17 protein-coding genes and 1 pseudogene are annotated in these 17,156 nt (G+C 57.0%); 14 read left to right on the forward strand and 4 right to left on the reverse strand.

The window, feature by feature from the left end:
* Positions 1 to 111: 111 nt before the first annotated feature.
* The 8 genes and pseudogenes from D5067_RS12545 (at position 112) to osmV (ending at position 7,532) form a co-directional block, all read left to right on the forward strand.
* Positions 112 to 1,239, forward strand: a complete 1,128-nt coding sequence (locus tag D5067_RS12545; protein ID WP_119934402.1) for an alpha/beta hydrolase — start codon at positions 112 to 114, stop codon at positions 1,237 to 1,239.
* A 60-nt stretch (positions 1,240 to 1,299) separates the two neighbouring features.
* Positions 1,300 to 2,481, forward strand: a complete 1,182-nt coding sequence (locus tag D5067_RS12550) for an MFS transporter (protein ID WP_119934403.1) — start codon at positions 1,300 to 1,302, stop codon at positions 2,479 to 2,481.
* 50 nt (positions 2,482 to 2,531) lie between these two features.
* Positions 2,532 to 2,867 (forward strand): annotated as a pseudogene (locus D5067_RS12555) (glutathione S-transferase family protein); the annotation flags it as partial.
* A 241-nt stretch (positions 2,868 to 3,108) separates the two neighbouring features.
* Positions 3,109 to 3,852: a YoaK family protein gene (locus D5067_RS12560; protein ID WP_119934404.1), complete on the forward strand. Its 744-nt coding sequence runs from the start codon at positions 3,109 to 3,111 to the stop codon at positions 3,850 to 3,852.
* 259 nt (positions 3,853 to 4,111) lie between these two features.
* Complete coding sequence (gene osmY / locus D5067_RS12565; protein WP_119934405.1) at positions 4,112 to 4,822, forward strand: osmoprotectant ABC transporter permease OsmY; 711 nt, start codon at positions 4,112 to 4,114, stop codon at positions 4,820 to 4,822.
* Positions 4,823 to 4,840: 18 nt separating this feature from the next.
* The gene (osmX, locus tag D5067_RS12570; protein ID WP_119934406.1) at positions 4,841 to 5,740 is read left to right on the forward strand and encodes an osmoprotectant ABC transporter substrate-binding protein OsmX; all 900 of its coding nucleotides are present in this window, start codon (positions 4,841 to 4,843) and stop codon (positions 5,738 to 5,740) included.
* Between the two features lie 8 nt (positions 5,741 to 5,748).
* The gene (osmW, locus tag D5067_RS12575; protein WP_119934407.1) at positions 5,749 to 6,396 is read left to right on the forward strand and encodes an osmoprotectant ABC transporter permease OsmW; all 648 of its coding nucleotides are present in this window, start codon (positions 5,749 to 5,751) and stop codon (positions 6,394 to 6,396) included.
* Complete coding sequence (osmV, locus tag D5067_RS12580; RefSeq protein WP_119934408.1) at positions 6,396 to 7,532, forward strand: osmoprotectant ABC transporter ATP-binding protein OsmV; 1,137 nt, start codon at positions 6,396 to 6,398, stop codon at positions 7,530 to 7,532. The genes osmW and osmV overlap by 1 nt, the downstream gene beginning before the upstream one ends.
* A 43-nt stretch (positions 7,533 to 7,575) precedes the next feature.
* Here osmV and D5067_RS12585 read toward each other — a convergent pair whose 3' ends face one another.
* Entirely contained in the window at positions 7,576 to 8,073 is a 498-nt protein-coding gene (locus D5067_RS12585) for a TonB family protein (RefSeq protein WP_119934409.1), read from the reverse strand.
* 138 nt (positions 8,074 to 8,211) lie between these two features.
* Here D5067_RS12585 and clcB point away from each other — a divergent pair, with 138 nt between their 5' ends.
* Positions 8,212 to 9,522, forward strand: a complete 1,311-nt coding sequence (clcB, locus tag D5067_RS12590) for a voltage-gated ClC-type chloride channel ClcB (protein ID WP_119934410.1) — start codon at positions 8,212 to 8,214, stop codon at positions 9,520 to 9,522.
* On the opposite strand, the gene bioD is transcribed toward clcB, so the two are convergent.
* From bioD to ynfL, 3 genes are all read right to left on the reverse strand, one after another.
* Entirely contained in the window at positions 9,457 to 10,152 is a 696-nt protein-coding gene (gene bioD, locus D5067_RS12595) for a dethiobiotin synthase (RefSeq protein ID WP_119934411.1), read from the reverse strand. The two genes, clcB and bioD, sit on opposite strands and share 66 nt — an antisense overlap.
* 130 nt (positions 10,153 to 10,282) lie before the next feature.
* Entirely contained in the window at positions 10,283 to 11,503 is a 1,221-nt protein-coding gene (gene mlc, locus D5067_RS12600) for a sugar metabolism global transcriptional regulator Mlc (RefSeq protein ID WP_119934412.1), read from the reverse strand.
* Between the two features lie 127 nt (positions 11,504 to 11,630).
* Entirely contained in the window at positions 11,631 to 12,530 is a 900-nt protein-coding gene (gene ynfL / locus D5067_RS12605) for a multidrug efflux transcriptional activator YnfL/SxtR(Kp) (protein WP_119934413.1), read from the reverse strand.
* Between the two features lie 121 nt (positions 12,531 to 12,651).
* Between ynfL and ynfM the strand changes: the two genes are divergently transcribed.
* The 5 genes from ynfM (at position 12,652) to D5067_RS12625 (ending at position 17,156) form a co-directional block, all read left to right on the forward strand.
* On the forward strand, positions 12,652 to 13,905 hold the full coding sequence (gene ynfM, locus D5067_RS12610; RefSeq protein ID WP_119934414.1) for a multidrug efflux MFS transporter YnfM/SxtP(Kp): 1,254 nt from the start codon (positions 12,652 to 12,654) through the stop codon (positions 13,903 to 13,905).
* 136 nt (positions 13,906 to 14,041) lie between these two features.
* Positions 14,042 to 15,529 carry a carboxypeptidase M32 gene (locus D5067_RS12615; protein ID WP_119934415.1) on the forward strand — a complete coding sequence of 496 codons (1,488 nt, stop codon included), beginning with the start codon at positions 14,042 to 14,044 and terminating at the stop codon, positions 15,527 to 15,529.
* 149 nt (positions 15,530 to 15,678) lie between these two features.
* Positions 15,679 to 16,056: an acid resistance repetitive basic protein Asr gene (gene asr, locus D5067_RS12620; protein ID WP_119934416.1), complete on the forward strand. Its 378-nt coding sequence runs from the start codon at positions 15,679 to 15,681 to the stop codon at positions 16,054 to 16,056.
* Between the two features lie 128 nt (positions 16,057 to 16,184).
* Positions 16,185 to 16,232 carry a small membrane protein YdgU gene (gene ydgU, locus D5067_RS24255; RefSeq protein ID WP_509161688.1) on the forward strand — a complete coding sequence of 16 codons (48 nt, stop codon included), beginning with the start codon at positions 16,185 to 16,187 and terminating at the stop codon, positions 16,230 to 16,232.
* A 102-nt stretch (positions 16,233 to 16,334) separates the two neighbouring features.
* A complete protein-coding gene (locus D5067_RS12625; protein WP_119934417.1) occupies positions 16,335 to 17,156 on the forward strand; it encodes a trypsin-like serine peptidase in 822 nt (273 codons plus the stop codon).

The following is a 17,156-nucleotide window of genomic DNA, read 5'->3' on the forward strand; positions in this document are numbered from 1 at the left end:
GCTCCGTCCATTTATCACATTATGTTATTAATATTAGCAGGATCTGGCCACTAATCAGCACTATTCCTGCTAACTATAATGCTCGCATCACAACAACGCCCGGTACTTACTATGAAAACATTCACCCAGAAACTATCAGTTGCGATGCTGTTATGCGCATCATTAAGTGGAGTGACGACGATGAGTTATGCAGAAACCACCAACCCAAACGCACCCGTTTCGATGGTGACGGCCTGGGATAAAACCTTCGCCGAAAGCGACAAGGTCGACCACCGTAAGGTGTCCTTCACGAACCGATACGGCATCACCCTGGTGGGCGATCTGTATCTTCCTAAGAACCGTGGAGACCGCAGGCTGGCAGCGATTGCCGTCAGCGGGCCGTTTGGCGCGGTCAAAGAGCAGTCCAGCGGCCTCTACGCTCAGACGCTGGCTGAAAACGGGTTTGTGACGCTTGCGTTTGACCCTTCTTACACGGGCGAAAGCGGCGGCCAGCCGCGCAACGTTGCCTCGCCGGATATCAACACCGAGGACTTCAGCGCCGCGGTAGATTTCCTGGGGCTGCAGAAAGAGGTCGACCGTAACCGAATCGGCATTCTCGGCATCTGCGGCTGGGGCGGTATGGCGCTGAATGCGGCCTCCATGGATACCCGCGTGAAAGCGGTCGCTACCAGCGTGATGTACGACATGAGTCGCGCCATGGGCCACGGCGTGGGCGACGGTAAAGATCGTTATTCCGCGACCGACCGTCATGCCGTGCTGCAGTATCTGAACGCGCAGCGCTGGAAGGATGCCGAGAGCGGCACGTTTGCGCACGGCGGTCACGACATTTACGTCGATGAGAACGGCAAGGTCACTGCGGCAGACCGCATTCTGCCGGAAGCACTGCCTGCCGATCCGCACCCTGTGCTGAAGGAGTTTTATGATTATTATCGCATGCCGCGTGGCTTCCACGCGCGCTCCGTCAACTCTACCGGCGCCTGGACGGCAACAACCCCGCTGTCATTTATGAATATGCCGCTGCTGAGCTACGCCGGAGAGATCGCCATCCCGACGCTTATCGTCACGGGGGAAAACGCGCACTCACGCTATTTTGCTGAGGATGCGTTTAACGCCGTGGGCAGCAAACACAAAGAGCTGGTGATTGTTCCTGGCGCAAACCATGTCGACCTTTACGACAACGTTGCCGGTAAAATCCCTTTCGCACAGTTTGAGCAGTTCTTCAAAACCAGCCTGAAATAACCCTTTCGGCCACCTGCTTTCGGCAGGTGGCTGCACAACTTTCCTTCGTGAAATATGACTATGTCCACACTGAGCCACACCGCAACACAGAATGAGGAGCAGGCGCGCTGGGGCGGCATTTTTGCCATGACCCTGTGCGTCTTCGTCCTGATTGCCTCGGAATTTATGCCCGTTAGCCTGCTCACCCCTCTCGCCAGCGAACTGGGCGTCACTGAGGGGCTCGCGGGCCAGGGTATCGCCATCTCCGGCGCGCTGGCCGTCCTGACCAGCCTCTTCCTTTCTCAGCTTGTCGGGAACAGGGATCGTAAACATGTTCTGCTGGGCATGACGCTCCTGATGGCGCTCTCGGGCAGCATTATCGCCTTTGCGCCAAACTATCCGGTTTACATGGCTGGCCGCGCCCTTATCGGCATCGCCATCGGAGGCTTCTGGTCCATGTCTGCCGCCACGGCCATTCGCCTTGTGCCGTCGCACCAGGTTGCCCGCGCGCTGGCAATATTTAACGGGGGTAACGCGCTGGCAACGGTGGTCGCCGCCCCGCTGGGGAGCTATCTCGGCTCGACCATTGGCTGGCGCGGCGCGTTCCTGTGCCTGGTGCCGATAGCGATAGTGGCGTTCATCTGGCAGTGTTATAGCTTGCCCACTATGAGCGGGAATCAACGCCAGTCATCACGCCAAAGCGTATTTCGGCTCTTTCGCCAGCGCGCCGTTTCAGTGGGGCTGGTGGCCTGCGGCCTGTTCTTTATGGGGCAGTTTGCCCTTTTTACCTACGTGCGCCCATTCCTGGAAACCGTCACGCAGGTCAGCGCCTCGGGCTTATCGCTGATTTTGCTCACCATCGGAATTGCCGGTTTTGTTGGCACGCTGCTCGTAGCAATGGTCCTCAACAGGGCATTCTATCCGACGTTAATAGCCATTCCGCTGCTGATGGCGGCCCTCGCTGGCCTGTTGATCCTGGCCGGACATAGCGCAGGGATCGTTGCCCTTCTGTTGGGCGTCTGGGGGATGCTGGCGACGGCGGCACCTACGGGATGGTGGACGTGGATCGCCCGTACGCTGCCGGAGGATGCCGAAGCAGGCGGCGGGCTAATGGTCGCGGTGATCCAGCTTGCCATAGCCCTTGGCTCAACGGCGGGCGGCGTGGTGTTTGACCATCTCGGTTGGCAAAGCACGTTTGCAATGAGCGGGTGTTTGCTTCTGATGGCGGGGGGGATGACGTTTTCCGCCTCGCGGCAAAGGTGAGTTCGAAGTAAGCCGGGCGCCTCGCTTGCCCGGGCGGCAAAAGCTGGGGTGAAGCAGGTATCGATTATTTACAGGAAGACTACGGCAGCGGTTTTGCCTCAACCGAAACGGACGCCTTTCGCGCCATGAACCCTAACGCCATGGTGCCGGTGCTGATTAATGGTGATTTTGTGCTACTCAATTTGCCGCTATCTGGCTCGTAAGGTCGGTCGTGACGACCTGTTGCCTGCACCTTTACTCTGGCCGATGTGGTGCTGGGGCTGTCGGTGAACCGCTGGAAAATGACCCCGTTCGATCGCCCGGACTTTCCCGCTATCGACGCCTGGTTCGAGCAGCTGAACCAGCGTCCGCCTTTTTTACGCCACGGAAATAACGGGATGCTGTAACCCTGGCGCCATACCGGAAATCCTTGCTCTTGTGCATGCACTTATTGCCTGGCAAAGCGCGCGGAAAAAATATGCTTTGCAAATGAATGTTCAATAAACACTGTTTTAGCATGGTTAATTTAATTAATTACAAAACGACGACTCACCTCCGGCGAGATAATAATTAAGCCGTGTCCTGGACATCCAGTGAACTGACTTTGTTAGCCTGCTTGTTCAGGGGAAGCTCAAACGGAGGTAATCTTTGCTGATTAAGCTTAAGAAAGCACGAACGCATCAGGAGGATCGCCTGCTCGCCCTGTGGCTGGCGACCTCCGCAGGTCTACTGAACGCCATTGCGCTTGGGGCATTTGGCTTCTTTCCTTCCCACATGACGGGCAATACTTCACAATTATCCAGCGAAGTCTCCTCAACAGATTTAAACGATGTTCTTTTTTTTGGCGCTATTATTCTCTCCTTTGTGTCGGGAGCGATAGTTGCACGCATTATCGTTTTATGGGGCATTATCCATAATGTGAGACTGGTATTTAGCCAGATTTTATTTGTCGAAGGCGTATTGCTCGCAGGCGTGTCGCTGTATGAAATGTATTTCCACTCGTTCTCGACAAATCGTGAAATTATCATCTTCCTCTGCGGGTTGATGGGGATCCATAATTCTACCTCCACGCAGCTTTCCAGCGGACGCGTGAGATCGACCCATATTACCGGTACGTTAACCGACGCGGGCATCGCGCTGGCCTCCGTGGTGGTCGCGATGCTGCGTCGGGATTACTCCAAAGATACGGCTGCGCAACGAAGCCAGCTAAAAACCCATTTAACCACCCTTTTTTCCTTCATTACCGGCGGTATTGCGGGGCTGATCCTGTTCAGGTGGTTTGGGTTTAATGCGATGCTCGCGCTTGGCGTGATGCTCATGCTCGTGGCCATGTTTTCCATCATCACCATCTCGCTTCGCGTGCGGAGGGTTCGCGCCACTTTCGGTAAATAGCCCCCTGCGGATTTCCTGCAAGTGACACTGTCACTTTCCGTTTTTGTCTTTAGGACTATTCTGCCTGACCCACATTCAGGCCTTATCCCATAAGGCCTGACACAAGGTTCCCTGTAGTTTCATAGGGTTACTTATTTTGCCCCTTCGCTGGAACCCTTCCCATTCACTTGCTATAGCTGATGTACCCCTGCCAAAACATGGCATAACAACAGGCAACCGGTGGTTGCTATAACGCATGCGCACAGGGAGACACACCGCAATGCACCCTTTACTCAAACGTTCGCTGCTTTTTGTCGGCGCGATTATCGTGGTCCTCGCCCTGCTCATCTGGGGCATTGGGCTGGAGACGATCAAAGCGCGTCAGGTTGACCTGGTCTATCTCGGGCAACAGCATTTGATTCTGGTTTTCTCATCTATGTTCTTTGCCCTGCTCGTCGGTATCCCAAGCGGCATTCTGCTGAGCCGTCCGGCGGCGCGCGGCGTCGCTGAATACGTGATGCAAATCTTCAACGTGGGCAACACCCTGCCGCCGCTGGCCGTTCTGGCGCTGGCGATGGTCGTGATTGGCATCGGCGATACGCCTGCCATCATCGCCCTGTTCCTCGCCTCGCTGCTGCCGATTGTGCGCAACACCTATGCGGGACTGTGCTCGGTGCCTGCCTCGTTGCTGGAAGCGGCTAACGGTATTGGAATGACCAAATGGCAGCGCCTGCGCCAGGTCGAAATTCCTAACGCCTGGCCGGTGATGCTCTCGGGCATTCGTATTGCTACTGCCATCAATGTGGGTACGGCGCCGCTGGCGTTCCTGATCGGCGCCAGCAGCTACGGCGAGCTGATTTTCCCCGGCATTTACCTCAACGACTTCCCGACGCTGATCCTGGGCGCGGCGGCCACCGCCCTGTTTGCCCTGATCCTCGATACCCTGCTGGCGGCGCTGGGTCGCGTGATGAGTCCGCATCTCGCTCGATAACAATAACAAGGAGCTTTTATGAGACTGATTTCCAGCCTGACGGCCTTCTGCGCCGCAGCGCTTTTCACCAGCCAGACGCTGGCCGCCCCGCTGATTCTGGCGACCAAGAGCTTTACCGAACAGCACATTCTTTCCGCGATGACCGTGCAGTACCTGCAAAAGAAAGGCTTTCAGGTCCAGCCGCAAACCAACATTGCGACGGTCATTTCACGTAACGCGATGATCAACAAACAGATTGATATGACTTGGGAGTACACCGGCACCTCGCTGATTATCTTCAACCACATCAATAAGCGCATGTCGCCGCAGGAGTCGTATGAGACGGTGAAACGCCTGGACGCAAAGCACGGTCTGGTGTGGCTCAAACCCGCCGATATGAACAACACCTACGCTTTCGCCATGCAGCGTAAACGCGCCGAGGCGGAGCACATCAACACCATGTCGGAGATGGTGGCAAAGATTGAACAGGTTCGTAAAACCGATCCGGACAACAACTGGCTGCTGGGCTTAGACCTGGAATTTGCCGGGCGCAGCGACGGCATGAAGCCGCTGCAGGCCGCCTACAGCATGACGCTGGACCGCCCGCAGATCCGTCAGATGGATCCGGGGCTGGTATACAACGCCGTGCGCGACGGGTTCGTTGATGCCGGGTTGATCTACACCACCGACGGACGCGTGAAAGGCTTCGACCTGAAGGTGCTGGAAGATGATAAAGGTTTCTTCCCGAGCTATGCGGTGACGCCAGTGGTGCGCAAAGACACGCTGGACGCCAATCCTAGTCTCGAGGAGGCGCTCAACACCCTCTCCGGCCAGCTTAATAACGACGTTATCACCGAACTGAACAAGAAGGTGGATATCGACCATCAGTCACCGCAGCAGGTCGCCCGAGATTTCCTGCGTAGCAAACAGTTGCTGTAGGAGGCGCTATGGAGACGATTCACTACATTCTGGATAACTGGGACTACCTGTTAACCCTGACGCTGCAGCACCTGTGGCTTGTCGCACTGGCCGTCGGGCTGGCGATCGTCATCGGCGTACCACTGGGGATCCTGATTGTCCGGCATAAATGGCTGGCGACACCGGTACTGGGGATTGCCACCCTGGTACTGACCATTCCGTCAATCGCCCTGTTCGGCCTGATGATCCCACTCTTTTCGCTGATCGGTCAGGGTATCGGTGCCCTGCCCGCAATCACCGCGGTATTTCTGTACTCGCTGCTGCCGATTGTGCGCAATACCCACACCGCGCTCGACAGTCTGCCGCCCGGCCTGCGTGAAGCGGGCCGCGGTATCGGCATGACCTTCTGGCAGCGTCTGCGCTGGGTTGAAATTCCGATGGCGCTGCCGGTGATTTTCGGGGGTATTCGTACGGCGGTAGTAATGAACATCGGCGTGATGGCCATTGCCGCCGTTATCGGCGCGGGCGGGCTTGGCCTGCTGCTGCTTAACGGCATTGGCGGGAGCGATATTCGTATGTTAATTGCGGGCGCGCTGATGATTTGTCTTTTAGCGATTGTGCTCGACTGGCTGCTGCACCGTTTGCAGGTTGTACTGACTCCGAAGGGGATTCGATAATGATAAAACTGGAAAACCTCACCAAACAATTTTCGTCGAGCGTTAAGGCCGTGGATAACGTCAACCTGAACGTGCCCGAAGGCGAAATGTGCGTCCTGCTCGGTCCGTCCGGCTGCGGTAAGACGACCACACTCAAGATGATAAACCGCCTTATTGCCCCAAGCAGCGGGACGATCCTGATTAACGGGGAAGATACCAGCGGAATGGATACCGTTACCCTGCGCCGCAATATTGGCTATGTTATTCAGCAGATTGGTCTGTTCCCGAACATGACCATTGAAGAGAACATCACCGTCGTGCCGCGCATGCTGGGCTGGGATAAAGCGCGCTGTAAAACCCGCGCCGAGGAGCTGATGGATATGGTGGCGATGGATCCGCACAAGTTCCTGAATCGCTACCCGCGCGAAATGTCCGGCGGCCAGCAGCAGCGTATCGGCGTGATCCGCGCCCTGGCCGCAGATCCTCCGGTCCTCCTGATGGATGAACCTTTCGGTGCGGTCGACCCGATAAACCGCGAGGTGATCCAGAACCAGTTCCTCGAGATGCAGCGCAAGCTGAAAAAGACGGTGATGCTGGTCAGCCACGATATCGATGAGGCCCTGAAGCTGGGCGACCGTATCGCCGTCTTCCGTCAGGGTCGCATCGTTCAGTGCGCCAGCCCGGATGAGCTGCTGGCGAAACCGGCGAACGAGTTTGTCGGCTCGTTTGTCGGCCAGGACCGCACCCTGAAGCGCCTGCTGCTGGTGTCGGCGGGTGACGTGACCGACAGACAGCCAACGATTACGGTTCGCGAGTCTACCCCGCTTCCGGAAGCTTTTGCCACCATGGATGATAACGATATCCGCGCCATTACCGTGGTTGACGAGCACGGTAAACCGCTGGGCTTTGTGAAGCGCCGCGAAGCGCGGAACGTTAGCGGCAGCTGTGGCGACATTCTGCACCCGTTCCGCATGACCGGTAAGGCCGAAGATAACCTGCGCGTGGTGCTGTCTCGCCTGTATGAGAGTAATACCAGCTGGATGCCGATCGTGGATGAGGACGGACGCTATAACGGCGAGATTTCGCAGGATTATATTGCGGAGTACCTGAGCTCCGGCCGTACGCGTCGGGCGCTGAATATTCATAGCGAGAGCTAATCATTTCTCCCGCGACAAATAAGCCCGCATTTGGATTGCGGGCTTAGTTGTTTGTCACGCCGTCCCCTGGTTTGAAGTAAAACGTATTCGTTATGCCCTTATGCTCATCACCGGCTACGTACTGCCAGTTTCTCAGTGCATACAATGTTTCCCTTTCGAATACACCCGGCGGTTCAGCGTTAATCACCTCTATATTTTCAATTTTTCCGTCACTGGAGACGTCATAGCGAACGGTAACGCTACCGTTAATTCGCCTGGCTGCTGCTTGCGCGGGATAAAAAGGCATTGGCGCGGTAACCGTTTTGAGTCCGCTGTTTGCAGAGCCTTCCCTGCCGGCATCAGATCCACTGAGGTTTATGGGGAAACTGACCCCTGCACCAACGCCAATGCCATTGCTTCCCCCTCCGATTCCAACTCCACCGCTGGTCGTACAGCCCGAAAGCAATAGGGCTGTCATTGCAATAAAGGTATTTCGTTTCGCCAGGCTGGCCGCCGTGTCTACAGCAGAATTGAGTTTGATAACTGCCGCTATGCTGTTCATGGTTTTACCCTATATTGAGGCATGTTCAGATACATTATCAGCCCTCCATGATACAGCGCCACATTTCGCACCGGTTCCTTATGCTAACGCCACGAATTCCCATCACAATATTGTATCCCCCACCTTAAATTACGACCCATGCAACGTCTTCACGCTTACCCCGACATACGAGCGATGTTTCGCCGGCTTCCGATCGCCAGCGCCACCGGCATACTGGCCGCGCTGGCCGTTGCCGTATTTCGCCACGGCATGTATCTGCTCGAGTGGCTGTTTCTCAGTAACGACAGCGGCAGCCTGGTGAACGCTGCCGCTGCGCTATCCCCCTGGCGACGTGCGTTAACGCCTGCTCTGGGCGGGCTGGCAGCAGGGTTATTGCTGTGGGGATGGCAACGCCTGAACGCACAGCGTCCGCATGCGCCCACCGACTATATGGAAGCGCTGGAAACGGAAGACGGGCAGTTCGATTACGGATCAAGCCTGATAAAATCCCTCGCCTCACTGCTGGTGGTTGCCAGCGGGAGCGCCATCGGCCGAGAAGGGGCGATGATCCTGCTTGCCGCCCTCGCCGCCTCCGTATTCGCCCGGCGTTTTACGCCGAAATCTGAGTGGAAGTTATGGATCGCCTGCGGCGCCGCAGCAGGGATGGCCAGCGCGTACCACGCGCCGTTAGCGGGCAGCCTGTTTATTGCTGAAATTTTGTTCGGCACGCTGATGCTGGCCTCACTCGGTCCGGTAGTCATTGCCGCTGTTGTGGCGCTGCTTACGACGCGCCTGTTAAGCCCCGGCGCGAACACCCTTTATGACGTTCATCTCAGCGGGCTCCTCAGCGCAGTGGATTATACCCTGATCGTGGGAATGGGGGTTCTGGCCGGCCTGTGTGGCCCGCTGCTGATGGGGTTAATGGCGTTTAGCCACGGCCTGTTTCTGCGCCTCAAACTCTCGCCGCCCTGGCAGCTGGCGCTGGGCGGGCTGATCGTCGGGCTGCTGTCGCTCCTGACGCCAAAAGTCTGGGGCAACGGCTACAGCGTGGTGCAGACATTTCTGCACTCACCGCCGTTACTGTCCGTCATCACCGGCGTGTTTATCTGCAAGCTTCTGGCGGTGCTGGCGAGCAGCGGCTCAGGGGCACCCGGCGGGGTATTCACGCCGACCCTGTTTGTCGGCATGGCAACGGGGATGGTGTTCGCGCAGGTATTTGCCCTGTGGTTTCCAGGGGCGGAAACGGCGATTTTACTGGGGCTGGCGGGCATGGCGACGCTGCTCGCCGCGACAACTCACGCGCCGATAATGTCTGCCCTGATGGTATGTGAAATGACCGGGCAGTATTTTTTACTACCCGGTTTGCTGGTGGCGTGCGTTATTGCGTCGGTGCTGTCCCAGACGTTACGCCACGACTCTGTCTACGGACACCATGCTGCCGAAGGCAGAGAGGTCGATGTAATGCGCTAGCTCGCGCTGCTCGGCGCGCGGCAGATAGGGCAGCTCGCCGACCAACGGCCCGGGCAGCTTTTTGCTCAAAACGTCGATAATTTCAGCGTAGTGCGCCAGACCCGGGTTGATGCGGTTCGCGACCCAGCCAACCAGCGGCAGACCGTCATTGGCAATCGCCTGCGCGGTCAGTAGAGCATGGTTTATACACCCCTCCTGAATGCCGACGACCATCACCACGGGCAGCTGTTCCTGTACGACCCACTCTGAAAGCGGGCGTAAATCGTTCATCAGGCTGCGCCAGCCGCCGGTGCCTTCAACAACGACGTGGTCAACCTTCTCGCTCAGGCTTGCCAGTCCATCGGACAGCAGGCTGTAGTTGATCAGGCCGCTGTGGGCCACGCTGCTTTCATCTTCGCTGAGTGCGATAGGGTTAACGGCGTGATAGGGCAACTCCAGCGACGAAACGCTTTGCAGAACCAATGCGTCTTTATTGCGCAGTCCCTCTGGCGTCTCTTTACTGCCTTTCGCGACGGGTTTATACCCTGCAACACGTTCGCCACTTGCCGCCAGGGCTTGCAGCAATGCGCGGGATACAACGGTCTTCCCGACAGAGGTATCAGTACCCGTTACAAAGAAACGCTTAAGCATGACTCATTCCACCTCTTGGGTATGCTTCGAAAATATAAACCAAGTAAATAATTCAGTGGGGGAAGTCTACGGGATGCGTGCGCTATCCGGCTTGAGATAGCGCAATATTTCTTACATCAATGGAAAAGAGTTAGCCCTGCAGGAGACGAATCAATAACGAGCCGTTGTACATCGCGTCTTTCACCAGCGCCGCGCCGGCCATCGTCCCCTGGTTTGAGAACTGCGTACTTTCAACCACGATGTTTTTACTGTAGGCGGGCAGCGCCTGCTGGTTGATACAGGCGGAAATCGCCGGGAAGAGGATATCCGCCGCCTGGCTGAGGGGCGAGCCAATCAGGATTTTTTGTGGATTAAAGAGATTGACCATAATGGCGAGAATGCGGCCCACATTGTTGCCGACACCGGTAATAATATCCTTCGCCAGCAGATCGCCCTGTCGCGCCGCCGCGCAGAGGGAATCAACGGTTAACGGCTGGCCGTGCAGCGAAGAACTCATCGACTGGCTCAGCCGCACCTGCGCCAGCTCAAGCACGCTCTCAACGCTGGCAATGGTTTCGAGACAGCCGTGGTTGCCGCAGTAACAGCGTTTACCATAAGGATCGACCTGGGTATGGCCTATTTCTACCAGGCTGCTGCTGCCGGCGTGCAGCAAGCGTCCGTCGGTGATGACCCCTGCCCCTACGTTGTGATCAATCACCACCTGAATGACGTCACGCGCCCCGCGCGAGGCGCCGAACAGCGCCTCCGCCATCGTCCACGCGCTGATATCATGCTGGATGTAAACCGGTACACCGGTATGGTTTTCCAGCACCTCGCCCAGCGGCATCTCTTTCACGTCTTCATAGAACGGCATGCGGTGCACGATGCCGTTTTCCGTGTCGATAATACCCGGCATGGTGATTGCGATGGACGTTAAGCGCTCAAGACGCTGCTGGTGACGAATAAAGAACTGATCGATAAGCGCCACGATGGCGTCCTGCAGAGGCGTTTCGGCCTTGAGCGGCAGCTCCAGGCGGTCTTCCACCACCAGCTTGCTGCTTAAATCACGCAGGGCGAGGAAGATTTCACCGCGGCTAATGCGCAGCGACAGGTAGTGCCACGCTTCGGTCTCGACAACCAGCCCGACAGCGGGACGGCCCCTGCTGCCCGGCTCCTGAATTTCCGTCTCCTGAACAAGATGCGCTTCCAGCATTTCGCGGACAATCTTGGTAATACTGGCGGGTGCCAGTTGTGCCAGGCGCGAGAGATCGATACGCGAAACCGGACCAAGCTGATCAATCAGGCGATAAACCGCGCCAGCGTTGGTCTGCTTAATCTGATCGATATGCCCTGGCTGACTATCAGCAACCACCTCGTACTCCCTTATTTTCGAGCTTCGAAATAAACTGTGGGCTATGGTGAAGCACTTCAATGGCCGTCGTCAAATATTTACTTAGCCATGTGATTTACTGCACATTTTCACCCACTTTTCCCTATAATTAGCGCCCTGCAGAGGCGGCGATAAGCTGGTTTTTGAAACGCTGTGCCGCGTGGCTCTGCTCATGATGCTTCGACCAGACCAGCCACATTTCCGATACCGCGTCTTTTTCAGCAATCGCCACCCAGCGCATTTCCCGCAATTGTACCCGTTTAAAGGAGGCCGGGAGAATAGATACGCCCAATCCTGCGGCGACCAGCCCAATAATGGTCATTGCCTCGCCAACCTCCTGGGTAATGACCGGCGCCAGATCGTAGCGGCGCATCAGCCCAAGAATGTCGTCATACAGACCGGTTCCTACCTGCGGGTCAAAGAAGACAAATGGCTCTTTCGCCAGCTCCGCCAGCGTGACGGACGGCTGCCCGGCTAAGGGATGGTCGCGCGGGATCATCGCCATAAGCGGTTCACGCAGGATAACCTGCCATTCCAGCGTCTCCGGCAGCTGGGTGTTACGCATTAAGCCCAGATCGAGCGAACCTTCATTGAGCGGGGATATTTGCTCACGGGTATTAATTTCGCGGGTCTGAATATGCACGTCGGGGAAATGGCGACGAAACGACGAGAGGGTTTCCGAGACGGCGCTGATAAAGGGTGCCGACGAGGTAAAACCGATACGCAATTCACCGGTTTCCCCCAGGTAAAGACGCTCTGCCCGTGCGGCCGCGTCATTGACCATGCTCAGGATTTGCCTGCTGTCCGCCAGGAACTGCCTTCCTGCTGCGGTTAGGCTCACGCTGCGGTTGGTGCGCGCCAGCAGACGTGCCCCAACCTGCTGTTCAAGAATCTGAATTTGCTGGCTCAGCGGCGGCTGTGAGATGTTCAGCCGCGACGCCGCACGGCCATAGTGCAGCTCTTCAGCCACGGCAACAAAGTAGCGCAGGTGACGCAGTTCGATATTCATATCTTTAAAGTATCATTTGAGATTATTAATATATTAGACAGAATATTTACATTTTCCTACTCTGATCCCGTGGTCATACCCGTCACCCGAAGACACGGGGATGTTTAAGCAAGGAATACGTGTGAGTCGTACAACTACCGTTGATGTCGATCCGGCAAGCGATATCAATGATTTACCCGCAGCATCACAGCCGGTTCAGTTCATCAAACGTGGTACACCTCAATTTATGCGCGTCACGCTGGCGCTCTTCTCTGCGGGCCTGGCAACGTTCGCGCTGCTCTACTGCGTTCAGCCGATCCTCCCCGTGCTGTCCCATGAGTTTGGCGTGTCGCCCGCCACCAGCAGTATTTCACTCTCCATTTCGACCGGAATGCTGGCGATTGGCCTGCTGTTCACCGGCCCGCTCTCGGATGCCATAGGCCGTAAACAGGTAATGGTGACCGCGCTGATGCTGGCGTCGGTCTGCACGTTGCTCTCGACGATGATGACCAGCTGGCACGGCATTCTGGTGATGCGCGCGCTGATTGGGCTATCCCTGAGCGGCGTGGCTGCGGTTGGGATGACTTACCTCAGCGAAGAGATCCACCCGAGCTTTGTTGCCTTCTCAATGGGGTTGTACATCAGCGGGAACTCGATTGGCGGGATGAGCGGACGTCTCCTGAGCGGCGTATTTACCGACTTCTTCAACTGGCGTATTGCGCTGGCCGCGATCGGCTGTTTCGCCCTCGCCTCCGCGCTGATGTTCTGGAAAATCCTGCCTGAATCGCGTCATTTCCGGCCTTCATCCCTGCGCCCGAAAACCCTGTTTATCAACTTCCGTCTGCACTGGCGTGACAAAGGGCTCCCGCGCCTGTTCCTGACCGGTTTCCTGCTGATGGGCTCGTTCGTCACGCTGTTTAACTATATTGGCTATCGCCTGATGCTCTCTCCGTGGCATCTCAGCCAGGCGGTTGTCGGACTGCTCTCCGTGGCCTATCTCACCGGAACCTGGAGTTCGCCTAAAGCCGGGGCGATGACCGCCCGCTTTGGCCGTGGCCCGGTGATGCTGGTTTCTACGGGCGTGATGCTGCTCGGCCTGCTGATGACGCTCTTCTCCTCCCTGTGGCTGATCTTTGCCGGCATGCTGCTTTTCTCCGCGGGCTTTTTTGCCGCCCACTCGGTCGCCAGCAGCTGGATTGGCCCCCGCGCGCGCCGTGCGAAAGGCCAGGCGTCGTCGCTGTATCTGTTTAGCTATTACCTCGGCTCCAGCATCGCCGGGACGCTCGGGGGCGTGTTCTGGCATAGCTACGGCTGGAACGGCGTGGGCGGGTTTATCGCGCTGATGCTGTGTGCGGCCCTGCTGGTGGGGAACAGTCTGCACCGGCGTTTGAAATAACCAGAGCCTTTCACCCTTCATTTCTGGCTCGTGCAAACGTAGCGCCGCCGGGCGCTACTCGCTAACAGATGCTTTCTTCCCCGACAAATCGCGTTACACTCCCCTGAACACATCCAACCGAACGAGAACAATAACTATGTCGAAAAACGTCTCTTATCAGGAGCTCACCCGCACCTTCCAGCGCCTCTCCCGCTTCTCCCACCTCTCCTCCATCGCCAGCTGGGACATGTTTACGATGATGCCCCCGGGCGGAAGCGCCGCGCGCGGCGAAGCGCTGGCCGAGATGAGCGTCCTGCAGCATCAGATCCTGACCGATAAAAAAGTGGGCGACTGGCTGGCAGCCGCGGCAAGCGAAGACCTGAATGACGTCGAGCAGGCCAACCTGCGTGAAATGACCCGCCATTATGAGCAGGCGACGCTGCTGCCAGAATCGCTGGTGGAAGCCAAGTCGCTGGCGGGCAGCAGGTGTGAACACGCCTGGCGTACCCAGCGCCCGGCCAATGACTGGCAGGGTTTTTCCGCCAACCTGAAAGAGGTGGTCAAACTTAGCCGCGAAGAGGCTCGCCTGCGTGCTGAAGCCAAAGGCTGTACGCCGTATGACGCGCTGCTGGATATTTTTGAGCCGGACATGACCAGCGCTCGCCTCGACGTGCTGTTTGGCGACATGAAATCCTGGCTGCCGGATCTGCTGGCGAACGTTGTTGAGAAACAGGCCCAGCAGTCCTTCGTCCCGCCACAAGGCCCCTTCCCGACCGCCACGCAGCGTGAGCTGGGGCTGGAAGCCATGAAAATGCTTGGATTCGATTTTAACGGCGGACGCCTGGACGTTAGCGCGCACCCGTTCTGCGGCGGCGTGCCGGAAGATGTGCGCATCACCACGCGCTATGACGAAGATGAACTTCTCAGCGCACTGTTCGGCGTGGTGCATGAAACCGGACACGCGCGGTACGAACAAAACCTGCCCCGCGCATGGGCCGGTCAGCCCGTGGCGCTGGCGCGCTCAACGGCAATCCACGAGTCCCAGAGCCTGTTCTTTGAAATGCAGCTGGGCCGCAGTGACGCCTTCCTGAAGCATCTGCTTCCTGCCGTTCACGCCCGCTTTGGTAGCCAGGCAGCATTCAGCGAAGAGAATTTCATCGCCTGGAACCAGCGCGTGAAGCCGGGCTATATCCGCGTTGACGCCGATGAGGTGAGCTATCCCGCACACGTTGTCCTGCGCTATGAAATCGAGCGTGCGCTGATTAACGGCGAAATCGACGTCGACGATATTCCCGCGCTGTGGGATGAGAAAATGCAGGCCTGGCTGGGCTTATCTACCAAAGATAACTACCGCAACGGCTGTATGCAGGACATCCACTGGACCGACGGCGGCTTTGGCTACTTCCCGTCATACACCCTTGGCGCAATGTATGCCGCGCAGCTCTTCCATGCTGCCAAAACCGCGCTGCCGGGGCTGCAGGATGCCATCGCGGGCGGTGATTTCTCCGCGCTCTTTGACTGGCTGCGCCAGAACATCTGGCAGCACGGCAGCCGCTTCAGCACGTCGCAGCTGATAACCCAGGCCACGGGCGAAGATCTGAATATCCGTTACTTCCGCGAACACCTTACCGCACGCTATCTGTAACGACGCGCGCCGGGGGATATCCCCGGCGTTGTACATTACGTTACACGCCGATACCAATCACTCACGGAAACCTCGTGTTTACAGGAATATAGTTCTTTCAACGGCCCCGCAGTGGGGTTAAATGAAAAGCCAAATTCGAGGGTATGAGAATGAAAAAAGTATTAGCTCTGGTTGTTGCCGCTGCTATGGGTCTGTCTTCTGCTGCGTTCGCTGCTGAAACTACTGCTACCGCAACTCCTGCTGCGGCGCCAGCTGCGACCACGACCGCTGCGCCAGCAAAAGCGGTTCATCACAAGAAACACCACAAAGCCGCTAAACCGGCTGTAGAACAGAAAGCGCAGGCCGCTAAAAAGCATCACAAAAAAGCAACCAAGCCAGCCGTAGAGCAGAAAGCCCAGGCCGCTAAAAAGCACCACAAAAAAGCGACCAAGCCAGCCGTAGAGCAGAAAGCCCAGGCTGCTAAAAAGCATCACAAAAAAGCAGTAAAACACGAAGCTGCTAAACCAGCTGCACAGCCAGCTGCGTAAAAGTACAAGCTTAACCGTGCCCTTCGGGGCACGTTGGTAAACCGGCGCTGAACCGGAAAAGGATCAGCGCCGTTTTTTTATCCGGAGGGCGTATGCTGCGACGCTATCGGTTTGAGCTCATTCTTATCATGCTTATTTTATGCGCGCTCATCGCAAGCCACTATTATCTTTCCTGACTGTAGCACGCTGATTTTACTCCCACTTTCGCTCGGTCCCGTCTATAGTATTTTCATAGGGTTCACTTTTAATAATCATAATTACCCCCACCAGAGTGTGATATGCGTAAATCTGTTGTGTTTTTACTGGGAACGTTAAGCCTTTTTTCTGGCTTTTCACATGCGGATGAGGGCGATGATGACGGCATTAGCGCCAAAGATGTTAAGACGCTTTTTTTTGGCCATGACGACCGCACGCGCGTGACCGATCCCACCCAGTCGCCGTGGGATGCCATCGGCCAGCTGGAAACCGCCAGCGGTAACTTATGCACGGCAACGCTCATTACTCCCCAACTGGCGCTCACGGCCGGACACTGTCTTTTGACGCCTCCGGGCGGCAAACTGGATAAAGCCGTCGCCCTGCGCTTTGTATCCCAAAAAGGGATCTGGCGTTACGAAATCCACGGCATTGAAGGCCGGGTCGACCCAACTCTCGGTAAGCGCCTGAAACCCGACGGCGACGGCTGGATTGTTCCCCCTGCCGCCGCCTCCTGGGACTTCGGCCTGATCGTTTTACGGTACCCGCCGTCGGGCATTACGCCGCTGCCGTTATTTGACGGCGACAAAGCTGCCTTGACCGCCGCGCTAAAAGCGGTCGATAGAAAAGTGACGCAATCGGGTTATCCGGTGGATCATCTTGATTCGCTCTACACCCATACGGACTGCGTTGTGACGGGCTGGGCGCAAAACAGCGTGCTCTCGCATCAGTGCGATACGCTGCCGGGCGACAGCGGCTCGCCGCTGATGTTAAAAACCGATAGCGGCTGGCAGCTGATCGGCGTTCAAAGCTCCGCGCCTGCGGCGAAAGACCGCTGGCGCGCCGACAATCGCGCGCTGTCCGTGACCGGTTTTCGCGATCGGCTGGAAGCGCTGGCGCAACAATAG

Origin of the sequence: Enterobacter huaxiensis, assembly GCF_003594935.2 — a bacterium.
Lineage (GTDB): Bacteria > Pseudomonadota > Gammaproteobacteria > Enterobacterales > Enterobacteriaceae > Enterobacter > Enterobacter huaxiensis.

What these genes read in the sequence shown, in the direction of transcription:
- D5067_RS12545 (WP_119934402.1), top strand. Translation starts at nt 112, where the DNA reads ATGAAAACATTCACCCAGAAACTATCAGTTGCGATGCTGTTATGCGCA.
- D5067_RS12550 (WP_119934403.1), top strand. Translation starts at nt 1,300, where the DNA reads ATGTCCACACTGAGCCACACCGCAACACAGAATGAGGAGCAGGCGCGC.
- osmY (WP_119934405.1), top strand. Translation starts at nt 4,112, where the DNA reads ATGCACCCTTTACTCAAACGTTCGCTGCTTTTTGTCGGCGCGATTATC.
- osmX (WP_119934406.1), top strand. Translation starts at nt 4,841, where the DNA reads ATGAGACTGATTTCCAGCCTGACGGCCTTCTGCGCCGCAGCGCTTTTC.
- osmW (WP_119934407.1), top strand. Translation starts at nt 5,749, where the DNA reads ATGGAGACGATTCACTACATTCTGGATAACTGGGACTACCTGTTAACC.
- osmV (WP_119934408.1), top strand. Translation starts at nt 6,396, where the DNA reads ATGATAAAACTGGAAAACCTCACCAAACAATTTTCGTCGAGCGTTAAG.
- D5067_RS12585 (WP_119934409.1), bottom strand. Translation starts at nt 8,073, where the DNA reads ATGAACAGCATAGCGGCAGTTATCAAACTCAATTCTGCTGTAGACACG.
- clcB (WP_119934410.1), top strand. Translation starts at nt 8,212, where the DNA reads ATGCAACGTCTTCACGCTTACCCCGACATACGAGCGATGTTTCGCCGG.
- bioD (WP_119934411.1), bottom strand. Translation starts at nt 10,152, where the DNA reads ATGCTTAAGCGTTTCTTTGTAACGGGTACTGATACCTCTGTCGGGAAG.
- ynfL (WP_119934413.1), bottom strand. Translation starts at nt 12,530, where the DNA reads ATGAATATCGAACTGCGTCACCTGCGCTACTTTGTTGCCGTGGCTGAA.
- D5067_RS12615 (WP_119934415.1), top strand. Translation starts at nt 14,042, where the DNA reads ATGTCGAAAAACGTCTCTTATCAGGAGCTCACCCGCACCTTCCAGCGC.
- asr (WP_119934416.1), top strand. Translation starts at nt 15,679, where the DNA reads ATGAAAAAAGTATTAGCTCTGGTTGTTGCCGCTGCTATGGGTCTGTCT.
- D5067_RS12625 (WP_119934417.1), top strand. Translation starts at nt 16,335, where the DNA reads ATGCGTAAATCTGTTGTGTTTTTACTGGGAACGTTAAGCCTTTTTTCT.